This window comes from Pseudomonas sp. LAIL14HWK12:I1 (genome assembly GCF_003202095.1).
In the GTDB taxonomy this organism is placed as follows: Bacteria; Pseudomonadota; Gammaproteobacteria; order Pseudomonadales; family Pseudomonadaceae; genus Aquipseudomonas; species Aquipseudomonas monteilii.
The window spans coordinates 300,861-314,016 of the sequence record NZ_QJKG01000004.1 but is presented as its reverse complement, the minus strand read 5'-3'; the positions used below and the strand labels follow the sequence as shown (position 1 = coordinate 314,016).

Here is a 13,156-nt window from a genome sequence, read left to right as displayed (position 1 = left end):
GCATACGTCGTGATCAGCGCTTGCGAAACAGTTCCCGGCTGACCAGCGGTTTTGCGCCCAGGTGAACGGCCAATGCCTGGCGCATCAGGCGCTTGGCGGCGAGCAAGGCGCCTGGGGCGTTCCAATCGGCTTCGGCCAAGGCAATGAGCTCGGTGCCGCGGAACAGGCCGGGTTGCACCAGCTCGACCCGCTCCAGACCGGCATCCACGCGCAAACGGTAAAGGCCGTCGGCCACGATGGAGTGGTCGTTGACGTCATGGTTCAAGGAAAACGCATAACCGAGTTCGTCCAGCAGCCGCCATTCGAACGAACGCAGCAGCGGCTCCAGCGGGCGCCCGGCGGCCAAGGCTTGCAGGGTCAATGTGTAATGCTCGAACAGGGCCGGGAACGGCGCTTCAGCCGGCAGCAGGCGCATGAGCAGCTCGTTGAGGTACAAGCCGCTGAACAGGGCATCACCGTGTAGCCAAGCCGCAATCCCGGCGCTGTCCATGCGACCGACATTCTTCAGCTCGCCACGCCCGCGCAGCTCCACCTCCACCGGCACGAACGGCCGCACCAGGCTGCCGCCCTTGCCGCGCGCACGGCGCAGTACAGCGCGCATGCGGCCCTGCGGGGTGAAGAAGTCTACCAGCGCGCTGGTTTCCTTGTAGGCACGGCTGTGCAGCACATAGGCTGGCTGGCCGACGGGTTGTTCCATAAGTGATCTCTAAAAGCCACATGCAACTGTGGGAGCGGGTTCACCCGCGAATGCGCCAGTGAACCCACCATAGCATTCGCGGGTGAACCCGCTCCCACAGAGATACCTGAGCCGTCAGGTAGCCTTACAGGTCGCCGTAACCCAGCGAACGCAGGGCGCGCTCGTCGTCGGACCAGCCGCCTTTCACCTTGACCCACAGGTTGAGCATGACCTTGGAGTCGAACAGCACTTCCATGTCCTTGCGCGCCTCGGAGCCGATGCGCTTGATGCGCTCGCCCTTGTCGCCAATGATGATTTTCTTTTGACCATCACGCTCGACCAGAATCAGCGCATGAATGTGCAGCACATGGCCCTGTTGCTTGAATTCCTCGATCTCCACGGTGATCTGATACGGCAGTTCCGCACCCAGCTGGCGCATGATCTTCTCGCGCACCAGTTCGGCGGCCAGGAAACGGCTGCTGCGGTCAGTGATCTGGTCTTCCGGGAAGAAGTGATCGTTTTCAGGCAAGTGCTTGGCGATCTGTGCTTCCAGCGCTTCGAGGTTGTGACCCTGCTGCGCGGAGATCGGCATCACCTCGGCGTTAGGCAGTTGCTCCTGCAGCCACTGCAGGTGCGGAATCAACTCGGCCTTCTCTTCCATGCGGTCGGTCTTGTTGACCGCGATGATCAGCGGGCCAGTCACGTACTGCACGCGCTCCAGCACCAGTTGGTCCTCGTCGGTCCACTTGGTGCGGTCGACCACGAAAATCACCACGTCGACGTCCTTCAGGGCCGCCGAGGCGTTGCGGTTCATGTAGCGGTTCAGGGCCTTGTCGTTGGCCTTGTGCATACCCGGGGTATCGACGTAGATCGCCTGCACGTCACCCTCGGTCTTGATGCCGAGCATGTTGTGGCGGGTGGTCTGCGGCTTGCGCGAAGTAATCGCCAGCTTCTGGCCGAGGATGTGGTTGAGCAGGGTCGACTTGCCGACGTTGGGGCGGCCGACAATGGCGACGTAGCCGCAGCGGGTCGGGTTGTTATCAGTCATTGCCATTCTCCACGCCCAGGGCGATCAGTGCAGACGCGGCAGCTACTTGCTCGGCAATACGCCGGCTAACGCCCTGACCACGGCTCTTGTTGTTCAGCAGCACCACTTCGCATTCGACGAAGAACGTGCGGCAGTGCGGTTCACCCTGGATATCCACCACTTCGTAGCGCGGCAGCTCACAGCTGCGCGACTGCAGAAACTCTTGCAGGCGGGTTTTCGGGTCCTTGTTGGTATCGACCAGGGTCAAGCCCTCGAACTCATCGGCAAGCCAGGCCAGAACGCGCTCCCGTGCGGTTTCCATATCGGCGTCCAGGTAGATGGCACCGATCAGTGCCTCCAGGGCGTCGGCCAGGATCGACTCGCGACGGAAACCGCCGCTCTTGAGCTCACCCGAACCCAGGCGCAAATATTCGCCCAGGTCGAAACCACGGGCCAGCCGGGCCAGGGTTTCGCCCTTGACCAGCCGCGCACGCAGGCGTGACAGCTGGCCTTCACGGGCCTGCGGGAAACGCTCGAAAAGCGCTTCGCCGGCGACGAAGTTGAGAATGGCGTCACCGAGAAACTCCAAGCGCTCGTTGTTGCGCCCGGCATAGCTGCGATGGGTCAGCGCCAGGAGCATCTGGTCCTGGTTCTTGAAGGTATAACCGAGCTTTCGCTCCAGACGGGCAAGGGAAGCACTCATGCGGCCACCCGTTCGTTGTTCAACGCGTTGTTCAAATCAACATCCTGAAAGACTGTTTGGCTGTGGTTCGCCACGTGATGTGCGACGAATCTCCCGATCCCTGAGAACACAGCCTATGTCAGAAATGCATTCGGCGCTGTCTGCTGGACAGCGCCGATGGGTATCAATGGATCAGGCCAACCCGCGACAGGTTGGGCAGGTGGCTGAGCTTGGGTTCTGGCCAGCTCATCCACACCGCAAAGGCCTTGCCGACGATGTTCCGGTCCGGAACCATGCCGTGCAGCTCCTTGGGAATGTTCGGGTCATCCCAGAAACGGCTGTCGTTGGAATTGTCGCGGTTGTCGCCCATCATGAAGTAATGGCCTGCCGGCACGGTCCATTGCTGGTCCGGCGGCATGCGGTAACGGCTCATTTCCTTGCGGATCAGGTGTTCGGCCTCGCCGAGTTTTTCCTTGTACAGCTCGGCGCTGCCCAAGGTACCTGGCTCGGTGCCCACCAGTTGTTCGGCAATCGGCTGGCCGTTGACGAACAGCCGCTTGTCGTTGGTGTAGCGAACCACATCACCCGGCAAGCCAACCACACGCTTGATGTAGTTGACGTTCGGGTCGCTCGGGTAGCGGAACACCATTACATCACCGCGTTGCGGGTCACCGACCTCGATGACCTTCTTGTCGATCACCGGCAAACGAATGCCGTACGAGAACTTGTTCACCAGGATGAAATCGCCCACTTCCAGGGTCGGTTTCATCGACCCCGAAGGGATCTGGAACGGTTCGACCAGGAACGAGCGCAGCACCAGCACGATGAACAGCACCGGAAAGAACGACTTGCCGTACTCGACCAGCAACGGTTCCTTGTTCAGGCGCTCGACCACGGCCATCTCGGGCTGGCTGACGCTGCCCTGGTAATTGGCGATTGCTGCGCGCCGGCGCGGGGCCAGGAACAGCAGGTCGATCAAGCCCAGCAGACCGCAGACGAAGACGGCGATGACTAGCAACAGCGGGAAATTTAGCGACATAGGACCTAGCTATCCAACCTGAGCACGGCGAGGAAGGCTTCTTGTGGAATCTCCACGTTGCCCACCTGTTTCATGCGTTTCTTACCGGCCTTCTGCTTCTCCAGCAGTTTCTTCTTACGGCTGACGTCACCACCGTAGCACTTAGCCAGTACGTTCTTTCTGAGCGCCTTGACGGTTGTCCGGGCGATGATCTGGCCGCCGATAGCTGCCTGGATCGCCACGTCGAACATCTGCCGAGGGATCAGTTCCTTCATCTTTTCGGTCAACGCACGGCCTTTGTAGGCCGCGTTGTCGCGGTGCACGATCAATGCCAAAGCATCGACCTTGTCGCCGTTGATCAGTACATCCAGCTTGACCAGGTTGGCCGACTGGTAGCGGTCGAAATGATAGTCCAGCGAAGCATAGCCGCGGCTGGTGGACTTGAGGCGGTCGAAGAAGTCCAGTACCACTTCGTTCATCGGCATGTCGTAACGCACCTGAACCTGGCTGCCGAGGAACTGCATGTCGCGCTGCACGCCACGCTTCTCGATGCACAGGGTGATGACGTTACCCAGGTGCTCTTGCGGTACCAGAATGGTCGCGGTGACGATCGGCTCACGGAAGTCGGCCACAGCCGATACGTCTGGCAGCTTCGACGGGTTGTCGACAACGATGGTTTCGCCGGTTTTCAGCTCCAGCTCGTAGATCACGCTAGGTGCGGTGGTGATCAGGTCCAGGTCGTATTCGCGCTCCAGGCGCTCCTGGATGATCTCCATGTGCAGCATGCCAAGGAAGCCGCAACGGAAGCCGAAGCCCAGGGCGTCAGAGCTTTCCGGCATGTACTGCAGCGACGAGTCGTTCAGGGTCAGCTTCTGCAGGGCATCGCGGAAGTCTTCGAAGTCGTCGGAGCTGACCGGGAACAGGCCGGCGTAAACCTGCGGCTGGATCTTCTTGAAGCCTGGCAGCACTTCGACCTCAGGGGTCGAGGACAGGGTCAGGGTGTCACCCACAGGGGCACCGTGAATGTCCTTGATGCTGGCGATGATGAAGCCTACTTCGCCGGCTTTCAGGTCTGCGGTCTGGGTGTGTTTCGGGGTGAATACACCCACGCTGTCGACCAGGTGCACCTTGCCGGTGGACTTGACCAGGATCTTGTCACCCTTCTTGACGCGGCCCTGGCGCACGCGCACCAGCGAGACCACGCCCAGGTAGTTGTCGAACCAGGAGTCGATGATCAGCGCTTGCAGCGGCGCATCGATCTCGCCCTCGGGTGCAGGAATGGAGTGCACCAGGCGCTCGAGCACCTCGTCCACGCCCATGCCGCTTTTGGCACTGCAGGCCACGGCGTCGGTAGCGTCGATGCCGATGATCTTCTCGATCTCGTCCTTGACGCGGTCCGGGTCGGCCTGGGGCAGGTCCATCTTGTTCAGCACCGGCATGACCTCCAGGCCCTGCTCGATGGCGGTGTAGCAGTTGGCCACGGACTGGGCCTCCACGCCCTGGCCGGCGTCGACGACCAGCAGAGCACCTTCACAGGCCGCCAGCGAGCGCGAGACTTCGTAGGTGAAGTCGACGTGGCCGGGGGTGTCAATGAAGTTCAACTGGTAGGTCTTGCCGTCCTGCGCCTTGTAGTGCAGCGTGACGCTGTGGGCCTTGATGGTAATACCGCGTTCACGCTCCAGGTCCATGGAATCAAGCACCTGGGCTTCCATTTCGCGTGCCGACAGGCCACCGCACATCTGGATGAAACGGTCGGCCAGCGTCGACTTGCCATGGTCGATGTGGGCGATGATGGAGAAATTGCGGATATGACTCAAATCACTCACGGGTCAACACTCGAAAAGGCTGCGAGCCGGACGCCCGCCGAAAAATAGCCGGGAATTGTACCTCAAGCTGCCGGGATATGGGAGATTCCTCTGTCCGACTGTACACAGCAATCCACCGTCCAATTGTGAATAATCATGAAAAAGGGCAGCCGTAGCTGCCCTTTTTCCCTTTCCAGGCCGCTTATTCAGCGAGCTTGAAGGTGATGAAGCTGGCGCGGCCCTGACGCAGCACGCGCATCGACACCGAACGGTTCTTCGGCAGCTCCTTGGCGATTTCGGTGAACTCTTTGGCCGAACCGATGGCCTGGTTGTTCAGGTGGCTGATGACATCACCCGGACGCAGACCGATCAGCGCTGCCGGGCCATCCTGCACTTCCTTGATGACCACACCGCCTTTGAGCTCCAGGGATTTCTTCTGCTCGGCGGTCAGGTCGGCGACCGACACACCCAGACGGTTACTGCTGCGCTCGGCACTGCCATCGGCACCGGTGCCGATGTCGGCATCATCGTCCGGCAGCGCGCCGACGCTGATGTCCAGGGTCTGGCGCTTGCCGTTGCGGATGATTTCCAGCTTGGCCTTCTCGCCATCCTTGAGGCCGCCCACCAGGTGTGGCAGGTCGGCCGACATGACGATTGGCTGGCCGTTCATGCTCAGGATCACGTCGCCCACCTGCAGGCCGCCCTTGGCTGCCGGGCCGTTTTCCAGCACCTGGGCCACCAGGGCACCGGCCGGTTTTTCCAGACCGAAGGATTCCGCCAGGTCCTTGTTGACCTCCTGAATGACCACGCCCAGCCAGCCGCGGCTGACCTTACCGTCTTTCTTCAGCTGGTTGGACACATCGATCGCCACATCGATCGGGATGGCGAATGACAGGCCCATGAAGCCACCGGAGCGGGTGAAGATCTGCGAGTTGATACCCACCACCTCGCCCTTCATGTTGAACAGCGGGCCGCCGGAGTTACCCGGGTTGATGGCCACGTCAGTCTGGATGAACGGTACATAGGTGTCGTTTGGCAAGGTACGGCCCTTGGCGCTGACGATGCCTTTGGTCACCGAATGGTCGAAGCCGAACGGCGAACCGATGGCCAATACCCATTCGCCCACCTTGAGTTTCTCGGAGTCACCCAACTTGACCGTCGGCAGGTTCTTGCCTTCGACCTTGAGCAGAGCCACGTCGGTGCGCGGGTCGGTGCCGACCAGCTTGGCCTGCAGCTCGCTGCGGTCCGACAGGCGGACGATGATCTCGTCGGCATCGGCCACCACATGGTTGTTGGTCAGCACGTAGCCATCGCTGGAAATGATGAAGCCCGAGCCCAGCGACTGCGCCTCGCGCTGGCGGTCACCCCGCGGCGAACGCGGCTGCTGCGGCATGTTGCGCTCGAAGAACTCGCGGAACATCGGCGGCAGGCCTTCCAGGTCCGGCATCTGCCCGGCGGCGACGCGGTCGGGCAGCTTCTGCTTGGTACTGATGTTGACCACGGCCGGCGAGGCCTGCTCGACGAGGGTGGTGAAGTCCGGCAGGGCTTCCTCGGCCTGGGCGGTGAGCACCTGGCCAAGCATCAGCACGGCGGCGAACATCGTTAGGTAGGATTTCAAGCGTGGTATTGACATACGGCTCCCGTCACAACGAGCGGTAGTTTAGAAAGGCCCCTGCACAAAGCAGGAAAGGCCAGGCTCCTGAAAGCCTGACCTATAGAAAATTTGCCGGTGGATTGCAAATGACAATGCTTTAATTTCATTTCAGCCGTATGTCCGCCTGCCTTGGCACGGCCCTCAAACGCGCGCCATCACTGGCGCGCCTGGGCATCCTGAGGGCGCATCGACAAAGCGACGCGTTCTGCCGTACCGAGCGGAATTTCGCCCACCACGGTCACCATCACCTTGCCCTTTGGCGTATTCAGGCGACGCGAAACGGCCGAAGTCGGGCCGAGCTGGGTGCGCATATCGGTGCCACCGTCATCGTTCACAGGTTCGAGGAACACGGAAAAACGTGCGAGGCCATCGTCATACATCAGGCTGCTGACCGAACTTTTGTGTTTGGGGTCGCGGCTCACCGAGCTGTTAACCAGTTCGAACCCGGGCGGCAGCCAATCCGAGCGCCAGCCAGCAACGCTGTCATTGCTGACGGGCCCGCCATGCTGCACAGGCTTGCAGGTAGCGCTGGGGCGCAAGTCATCGTCGCCAGGCGGCTCGTCGGTATCGAGGCGGGTCATCTGGAAGCGCTCCAGCAACTGCCCTTTGTCGTTGAGCATCAACGAGCGCAGTGGCAGGCCGGTATTACGGTCCAGGTGCAGTTCGAAGGCATAGCGGTGCTGGTCGCGGGGTGTGAGCGTCACGATCACGGCGTCGCGCCCTGCGACCCGTGACTTGCCAGCCACGCTCAAATCGTACCAGCCCATCAGTTTCAGCGGATCAAGCACACGCGGTGCGGTGTCTGGCGGTGCCGTGACACTGCTCACCAAGGCCCCACTGACACACTCCACCTTCCCATCCACACGCACGATTTCCTGGGCGGCGCCATCGAGCTGCAGCAGCCGCTCGCTGACCTTGCCGTCCTCGACCCGGTGCCAGATATCGTGGGAAGAGAAGCTGCCGTTGCGCTCGTAGACGAAAGAGCCTTGGTAGCTCTGCTTTTGCTCGGCCTGTGCCAGCTTGTTCAGCCACTCACTCGCCTGGGGCGAGGAATTGGCCGCCAATGCTGGCACCATCATGCAGCTGCCAATCAGCAGCGACAACAGAGGTAGCGCGCGCATGATCCTCCTTACTTAACGGTTTTCCAGGCTGGCAGCGCGGGCATAAGGCAATGCGGTTTCAGTGCCCTTGAGCGCAGATTCCTGGGCATGCTGGCGCAGGTAGCCTGGCAGACGCTGATCCCAGCCGGCCTGGTTCTGCAGCACGCCGTTGGCCATTGGCCCGGTCGGTTGCTCGCTGCTCTCACTATAGCCTGCCAAAACGGCCGGGCCTTGGGCTTGTGGCACGCTCAGGCCTTGCTGGGCAGGCTGCTGGGCTGCAAGCTCCGCACCGGTGATTTCGTCCTGGTTGTACATGCGTACACCAGCGAGCACCGCAACGGTGACCGAAGCCGCTACAGCCAGGCGGCCAATGCTGCGCCACGGGCCTTTCTTGACCTTGGCCGGCACCGCTTCGTCAGCCAGCGCAGCAGACACCGCCGAGGCGATATCCAGGTTAGGCAGCAGCAGCTCCTTGTGCATGGCTGCACGGGCCACCTGGTAACGCGACCAGGTGGCACGGGCTTCGGCATCGTCGACGGCGTTCAACACCCGACGCAATTCCAGTTCGTCCGCTTCGTTATCCATCACCGCGGACAGCGATTCCTGCAAAGCTTCACGACTCATGGTGGTTCCTCTCTTGGCTGTCGCCGCTGTCTCAGGTTTCCTGCAACAACGGCTGCAGGGCTTTGTCTATGGCCTCCCGAGCGCGAAAGATTCGAGAGCGCACGGTACCCACCGGACATTGCATGACACTGGCAATGTCTTCGTAACTCAGCCCGTCGAACTCGCGCAGGGTCAGTGCCGTGCGCAGGTCTTCGGGCAGTTGCTGGATGGTGCGATGGACGGTGCCTTCGATTTCATCCCGCAACAACGAGCGCTCTGGGGACTCGAGATCCTTGAGGCCATGATCGCCGTCGTAAAACTCCGCATCCTCGGAGCTCACATCACTGTCTGGCGGCCGTCTTCCACGGGACACCAGGTAATTCTTCGCCGTGTTGATGGCGATACGGTACAGCCAGGTATAAAACGCACTGTCACCGCGAAAATTGCCAAGCGCACGGTAGGCCTTGATAAAGGCTTCCTGCGCCACATCCTGGGCTTCGTGGGTATCGTGAACGAACCGCACGATCAACCCGAGAATCTTGTGCTGATACTTCAGCACCAACAGATCGAACGCTCGCCTGTCGCCGCGCTGAACGCGCTCGACAAGCTGCTGATCCTCTTCCTGGGTTAGCATGAACACTCCTCGGTGAACTCGAAGGAGCGTTGCAACAGCCATCGATCAGGCTTGCAACCATAGACTCGGGCTTTACGCAAAAGTTCTCCCCTCCAAGCAAGTTTCCTGCAGCCCTTGGTCGGCTTGCACGAAAGACGCGGCGCGGTCACGGCCGGCTACGTCAATAATCAGGTTTCGAATACGCAGAGACAGCCCGGACAGGCCTGCCACCCTGCGTCGCCGCGGCAAATTGTGGCGTGCGGGCAGCCTTCATAGGATTTCCGGCCATGCCGGAAAGTTCCCACAAAGGTTGCCGCAACCTGGCAAGTGGCATGGAAATTGGCCACCCCGGGCTGCTATAAAGGCATCCCGGCCAAGTTTAACGATAGTTTCACAATGCCATCTGCGCGTGACTATTGTGCCGTGCCCCTTCCAAAGATTACTAGTGTCCCGACATGAGCCAACAATTCCAACATGATGTCCTGGTGATCGGCAGCGGTGCCGCCGGTCTCAGCCTGGCACTTAACCTTCCCAGCCACCTGCGCGTTGCGGTGCTCAGCAAGGGCGACCTGGCCAACGGCTCGACCTTCTGGGCCCAGGGCGGGGTCGCTGCGGTGCTCGACAACACCGATACCGTGCAGTCGCATGTCGAGGACACCCTCAATGCCGGCGGCGGCCTGTGCAACGAAGAGGCGGTGCGCTTTACCGTCGAGCACAGCCGGGAAGCCATTCAATGGCTGATCGAGCAAGGCGTGCCCTTTACCCGCGACGAGCACTACAGCGTTGATGACGGCGGTTTCGAGTTTCATCTCACCCGTGAGGGCGGCCATAGCCACCGGCGCATCATCCACGCCGCCGATGCGACCGGCGCGGCCATTTTCACTACGCTGCTGCAGCAGGCTCGCCTGCGCCCGAACATACAGCTGCTGGAACAACGTGTAGCGGTCGACCTGATCACCGAACGCCGCTTGGGCCTGCCTGGCGAACGCTGCCTGGGCGCCTATGTGTTAAACCGCAATACCGGCGAGGTAGACACCTTCGGCGCACGTTTCACCGTGCTGGCCACCGGTGGCGCGGCCAAGGTCTACCTCTATACCAGCAACCCCGATGGCGCTTGCGGTGACGGTATCGCCATGGCCTGGCGGGCGGGTTGCCGGGTGGCCAACCTTGAGTTCAACCAGTTCCACCCGACCTGCCTGTACCACCCGCAGGCCAAGAGCTTCCTGGTCACCGAAGCCCTGCGCGGCGAAGGCGCGCTGCTGCGCCTGCCCAACGGCGAACGCTTCATGCCACGCTTCGACCCACGCGAAGAACTGGCCCCGCGCGACATCGTGGCCCGCGCCATCGACCATGAGATGAAGCGCCTGGGCGTGGACTGCGTCTACCTGGACATCACCCACAAGCCGGCAGACTTCATCAAGAGCCATTTCCCCACCGTGTACGAGCGCTGCCTGGCATTTGGCATCGACATCACCCGCCAACCGATCCCGGTGGTGCCTGCCGCGCACTACACCTGCGGCGGGGTGATGGTCGACGACCGTGGTCACACCGACGTACCGGGCTTGTACGCGATCGGCGAAACCAGCTTCACCGGCCTGCACGGCGCCAACCGCATGGCCAGCAACTCATTGCTGGAATGCTTCGTCTATGGGCGGGCCGCCGCTGCCGACATCGAGGCGAACCTGGAGGCAGTGGCCATGCCCAAGGCCCTGCCGGGTTGGGACGCCAGCCAGGTCACCGACTCGGACGAAGACGTGATCATTGCGCACAACTGGGACGAACTGCGGCGTTTCATGTGGGACTACGTCGGCATCGTGCGCACCAGCAAACGCCTGCAACGCGCGCAGCATCGCATTCGCCTGCTGCTGGATGAAATTGACGAGTTCTACAGCAACTACAAGGTCAGCCGCGACCTGATCGAACTGCGCAACCTGGCGCAGGTTGCCGAGTTGATGATCCTGTCGGCCATGCAACGCAAGGAAAGCCGTGGGCTGCATTACACCCTGGACTACCCTGGGATGCTGGACGAGGCCAAGGACACCATTCTTAGTCCGCTCTGAGATCGGCGTCGCGGCCTTCGCGGGCTCGCCCGCTCCCACAGGAGCTCCACTGCCTTGCAGCCTTGCGCAGTACCTGTGGGAGCGGGCAAGCCCGCGAAGAAGCCAACCCGGTCTGTAACTATGTGCGGGCCACTTCTGCCCACCTGCGCCTGCTGAACTTCAACCTTACCCGCAAGCGCCGATGCTCATCCGCCCCCAACGCATCCCGCGCTATGCACTGGCTCTCCCCCAGCCACCGCCCCACCCGCTCAAAGCGCAACACCACCAGCCCCGGCAGCGCCACGCTGTCCCGGCACAAGCGCACCGGCTGCCAGCCACGGGCACGGCTGAACACCTGCCAGCCGCGCACATCACGGCGCAAGCCAACAACGGCATGCTCATGCGTCAACAGGATACGTCGGGGAATGGCCCAGCCAGCGTGGGCAATACAGGCAGCGACAACAGAGAGGGCCAGCCACCCGGGCAGCGGGCTCGCCCACACGGCAAGCCACGCCAGTACCTGGCAACCCAGATAGGCCGCTAGCAGCAGGCGTGAGCCTTGCCAGCGGCACTCGAAGCACTCACTTGGGCTGGACACGGTCCAGAATGATGCGAACCATGCGTTGCAGCTCCGGGTCTTCAGACTCGGTGCGCTCCATGAACCAGCCGAACATGTCCTGATCCTCGCAGCTCAACAGACGCACGTACAGTTCTCGGTCGGTCTCGTTGAGGGTGGGGTAGACTTCCTGGGTGAAAGGCACCAGCAGCACGTCCAGTTCCAGCATGCCACGGCGGCTGTGCCAGAAAAGCCGGTTGAGTTCAGTTTGTTCGACCATGGGGCCCTCCTCGAATGGCCCGCCAGTATACAGCCAGGCACGCGAAGCGACACCGGGCGTTGGTCTAGTCACCTACCTATTTTGTTACCGGCGTTCTATGATGGCCGCCAGTCTTTAGCCACCGCGATGACCCATGGCCGATTCCGCTTTCTTCTGCCCCCTGTCCCACGAGGGCATCCTCGCCGTCCGCGGCTCCGATGCAGGCAAGTTCCTGCAAGGCCAGCTGACTTGCAACATCAACTACCTCAGCCAGGAATACGCCAGCCTCGGCGCCCGCTGCATGGTCAAGGGGCGCATGCAGTCCAGCTTCCGCATCCTGCCTGAAGGCAACGGCTACCTGCTGGCCATGGCCAGTGAACTGCTCGATGCGCAACTGGCCGACCTGAAAAAGTACGCCGTGTTCTCCAAGGCCACGCTGACCGATGAAAGCGCCGCCTGGGCACGCTTTGGCCTGCAAGGTGGCGACGCTGCGCTGCAGGCGCTGGGGCTCGACGTGCCCGCAGTTGCCGGCAGCACCGTACGCCATGAGGGCCTGATTGCCATTGCCGTTTCTGCAGGCCGCGTAGAACTGTGGGTGCCGGCAGACAACGCCGACAGCGTGCGCCAGGCCCTCGTCGGCGCCCTGCCCGAGGGCAGTCTCAACGACTGGCTGCTTGGGCAGGTTCGCGCCGGTATCGGCCAGGTCATGGGGCCGACCCGTGAGCTGTTCATCCCGCAGATGATCAACCTGCAAGCCGTCGATGGTGTCAGCTTCAAGAAAGGCTGCTACACCGGCCAGGAAATCGTCGCCCGCATGCAGTACCTGGGCAAGCTCAAGCGCCGCCAGTACCGTCTGGCACTGGACCAGCAGGCCATCCCGGCGCCGGGCGCCGAAATTTTCTCGCCCACCCATGGTTCGTCGGTCGGTGAAGTGGTCATTGCTGCTGGCAACGGCGCAGGCTGTGAACTGCTTGCGGTGCTCAGCGCCGAGGCAGTTGAAGATGACAACCTGCACCTGGGGAGCCTGGAAGGCCCGAGCCTGCAGGTACTGACCCTGCCTTACGAACTGGACCGCGACCGGGAAATCCAGCGCTGACCAGCCTGCCCCGCCCTTGTGGCGGGGC

General features: G+C 61.9%; 13 protein-coding genes. 2 read left to right on the top strand and 11 right to left on the bottom strand.

What is annotated here, in order from left to right; translation table 11 throughout:
* Window positions 1-13 precede the first annotated feature (13 nt).
* The 9 genes from recO to rpoE form a co-directional block, all read right to left on the bottom strand.
* A complete protein-coding gene (gene recO / locus D906_RS13430) occupies window positions 14-697 on the bottom strand; it encodes a DNA repair protein RecO (RefSeq protein ID WP_025754587.1) in 684 nt (227 codons plus the stop codon).
* 124 nt (window positions 698-821) lie between these two features.
* The gene (gene era / locus D906_RS13425) at window positions 822-1,724 is read right to left on the bottom strand and encodes a GTPase Era (RefSeq protein WP_016498176.1); all 903 of its coding nucleotides are present in this window, start codon (window positions 1,722-1,724) and stop codon (window positions 822-824) included.
* Window positions 1,717-2,406, bottom strand: coding sequence for a ribonuclease III (rnc, locus tag D906_RS13420; RefSeq protein WP_016713699.1), 690 nt, complete (start codon window positions 2,404-2,406; stop codon window positions 1,717-1,719). The genes era and rnc overlap by 8 nt, the downstream gene beginning before the upstream one ends.
* 163 nt (window positions 2,407-2,569) lie before the next feature.
* Window positions 2,570-3,424 (bottom strand): signal peptidase I, encoded by an 855-nt coding sequence (gene lepB, locus D906_RS13415; RefSeq protein WP_016713698.1) that lies wholly within the window; start codon window positions 3,422-3,424, stop codon window positions 2,570-2,572.
* A gap of 5 nt (window positions 3,425-3,429) precedes the next feature.
* A complete protein-coding gene (lepA, locus tag D906_RS13410) occupies window positions 3,430-5,229 on the bottom strand; it encodes a translation elongation factor 4 (RefSeq protein ID WP_025754588.1) in 1,800 nt (599 codons plus the stop codon).
* A 181-nt stretch (window positions 5,230-5,410) separates the two neighbouring features.
* Window positions 5,411-6,808: a DegQ family serine endoprotease gene (locus D906_RS13405; protein ID WP_371105074.1), complete on the bottom strand. Its 1,398-nt coding sequence runs from the start codon at window positions 6,806-6,808 to the stop codon at window positions 5,411-5,413.
* A 209-nt stretch (window positions 6,809-7,017) separates the two neighbouring features.
* On the bottom strand, window positions 7,018-7,983 hold the full coding sequence (locus tag D906_RS13400; protein ID WP_027609162.1) for a MucB/RseB C-terminal domain-containing protein: 966 nt from the start codon (window positions 7,981-7,983) through the stop codon (window positions 7,018-7,020).
* A 12-nt stretch (window positions 7,984-7,995) separates the two neighbouring features.
* Entirely contained in the window at window positions 7,996-8,586 is a 591-nt protein-coding gene (locus D906_RS13395) for a sigma-E factor negative regulatory protein (protein WP_019097231.1), read from the bottom strand.
* A gap of 31 nt (window positions 8,587-8,617) precedes the next feature.
* Window positions 8,618-9,199 (bottom strand): RNA polymerase sigma factor RpoE, encoded by a 582-nt coding sequence (gene rpoE / locus D906_RS13390; protein WP_003252049.1) that lies wholly within the window; start codon window positions 9,197-9,199, stop codon window positions 8,618-8,620.
* Window positions 9,200-9,633: 434 nt separating this feature from the next.
* On the opposite strand from rpoE, the gene nadB reads away from it, so the two are divergent.
* Window positions 9,634-11,238, top strand: a complete 1,605-nt coding sequence (gene nadB, locus D906_RS13385; RefSeq protein ID WP_019097232.1) for an L-aspartate oxidase — start codon at window positions 9,634-9,636, stop codon at window positions 11,236-11,238.
* A gap of 118 nt (window positions 11,239-11,356) precedes the next feature.
* Here nadB and D906_RS13380 read toward each other — a convergent pair whose 3' ends face one another.
* Together D906_RS13380 and D906_RS13375 are read right to left on the bottom strand one after the other, a co-directional pair.
* On the bottom strand, window positions 11,357-11,815 hold the full coding sequence (locus D906_RS13380; RefSeq protein WP_027615407.1) for a protein YgfX: 459 nt from the start codon (window positions 11,813-11,815) through the stop codon (window positions 11,357-11,359).
* Entirely contained in the window at window positions 11,799-12,053 is a 255-nt protein-coding gene (locus D906_RS13375) for a succinate dehydrogenase assembly factor 2 (protein ID WP_003252043.1), read from the bottom strand. The genes D906_RS13380 and D906_RS13375 overlap by 17 nt, the downstream gene beginning before the upstream one ends.
* Window positions 12,054-12,186: 133 nt before the next feature.
* Here D906_RS13375 and D906_RS13370 point away from each other — a divergent pair, with 133 nt between their 5' ends.
* Window positions 12,187-13,128: a folate-binding protein YgfZ gene (locus D906_RS13370; RefSeq protein ID WP_027615406.1), complete on the top strand. Its 942-nt coding sequence runs from the start codon at window positions 12,187-12,189 to the stop codon at window positions 13,126-13,128.
* Window positions 13,129-13,156: the final 28 nt, after the last annotated feature.

Coding starts and splice junctions, on each gene's coding strand:
- recO (WP_025754587.1), bottom strand. CDS start 697: ATGGAACAACCCGTCGGCCAGCCAGCCTATGTGCTGCACAGCCGTGCC.
- era (WP_016498176.1), bottom strand. CDS start 1,724: ATGACTGATAACAACCCGACCCGCTGCGGCTACGTCGCCATTGTCGGC.
- rnc (WP_016713699.1), bottom strand. CDS start 2,406: ATGAGTGCTTCCCTTGCCCGTCTGGAGCGAAAGCTCGGTTATACCTTC.
- lepB (WP_016713698.1), bottom strand. CDS start 3,424: ATGTCGCTAAATTTCCCGCTGTTGCTAGTCATCGCCGTCTTCGTCTGC.
- D906_RS13405 (WP_371105074.1), bottom strand. CDS start 6,808: ATGTTCGCCGCCGTGCTGATGCTTGGCCAGGTGCTCACCGCCCAGGCC.
- D906_RS13400 (WP_027609162.1), bottom strand. CDS start 7,983: ATGCGCGCGCTACCTCTGTTGTCGCTGCTGATTGGCAGCTGCATGATG.
- D906_RS13395 (WP_019097231.1), bottom strand. CDS start 8,586: ATGAGTCGTGAAGCTTTGCAGGAATCGCTGTCCGCGGTGATGGATAAC.
- rpoE (WP_003252049.1), bottom strand. CDS start 9,199: ATGCTAACCCAGGAAGAGGATCAGCAGCTTGTCGAGCGCGTTCAGCGC.
- nadB (WP_019097232.1), top strand. CDS start 9,634: ATGAGCCAACAATTCCAACATGATGTCCTGGTGATCGGCAGCGGTGCC.
- D906_RS13375 (WP_003252043.1), bottom strand. CDS start 12,053: ATGGTCGAACAAACTGAACTCAACCGGCTTTTCTGGCACAGCCGCCGT.
- D906_RS13370 (WP_027615406.1), top strand. CDS start 12,187: ATGGCCGATTCCGCTTTCTTCTGCCCCCTGTCCCACGAGGGCATCCTC.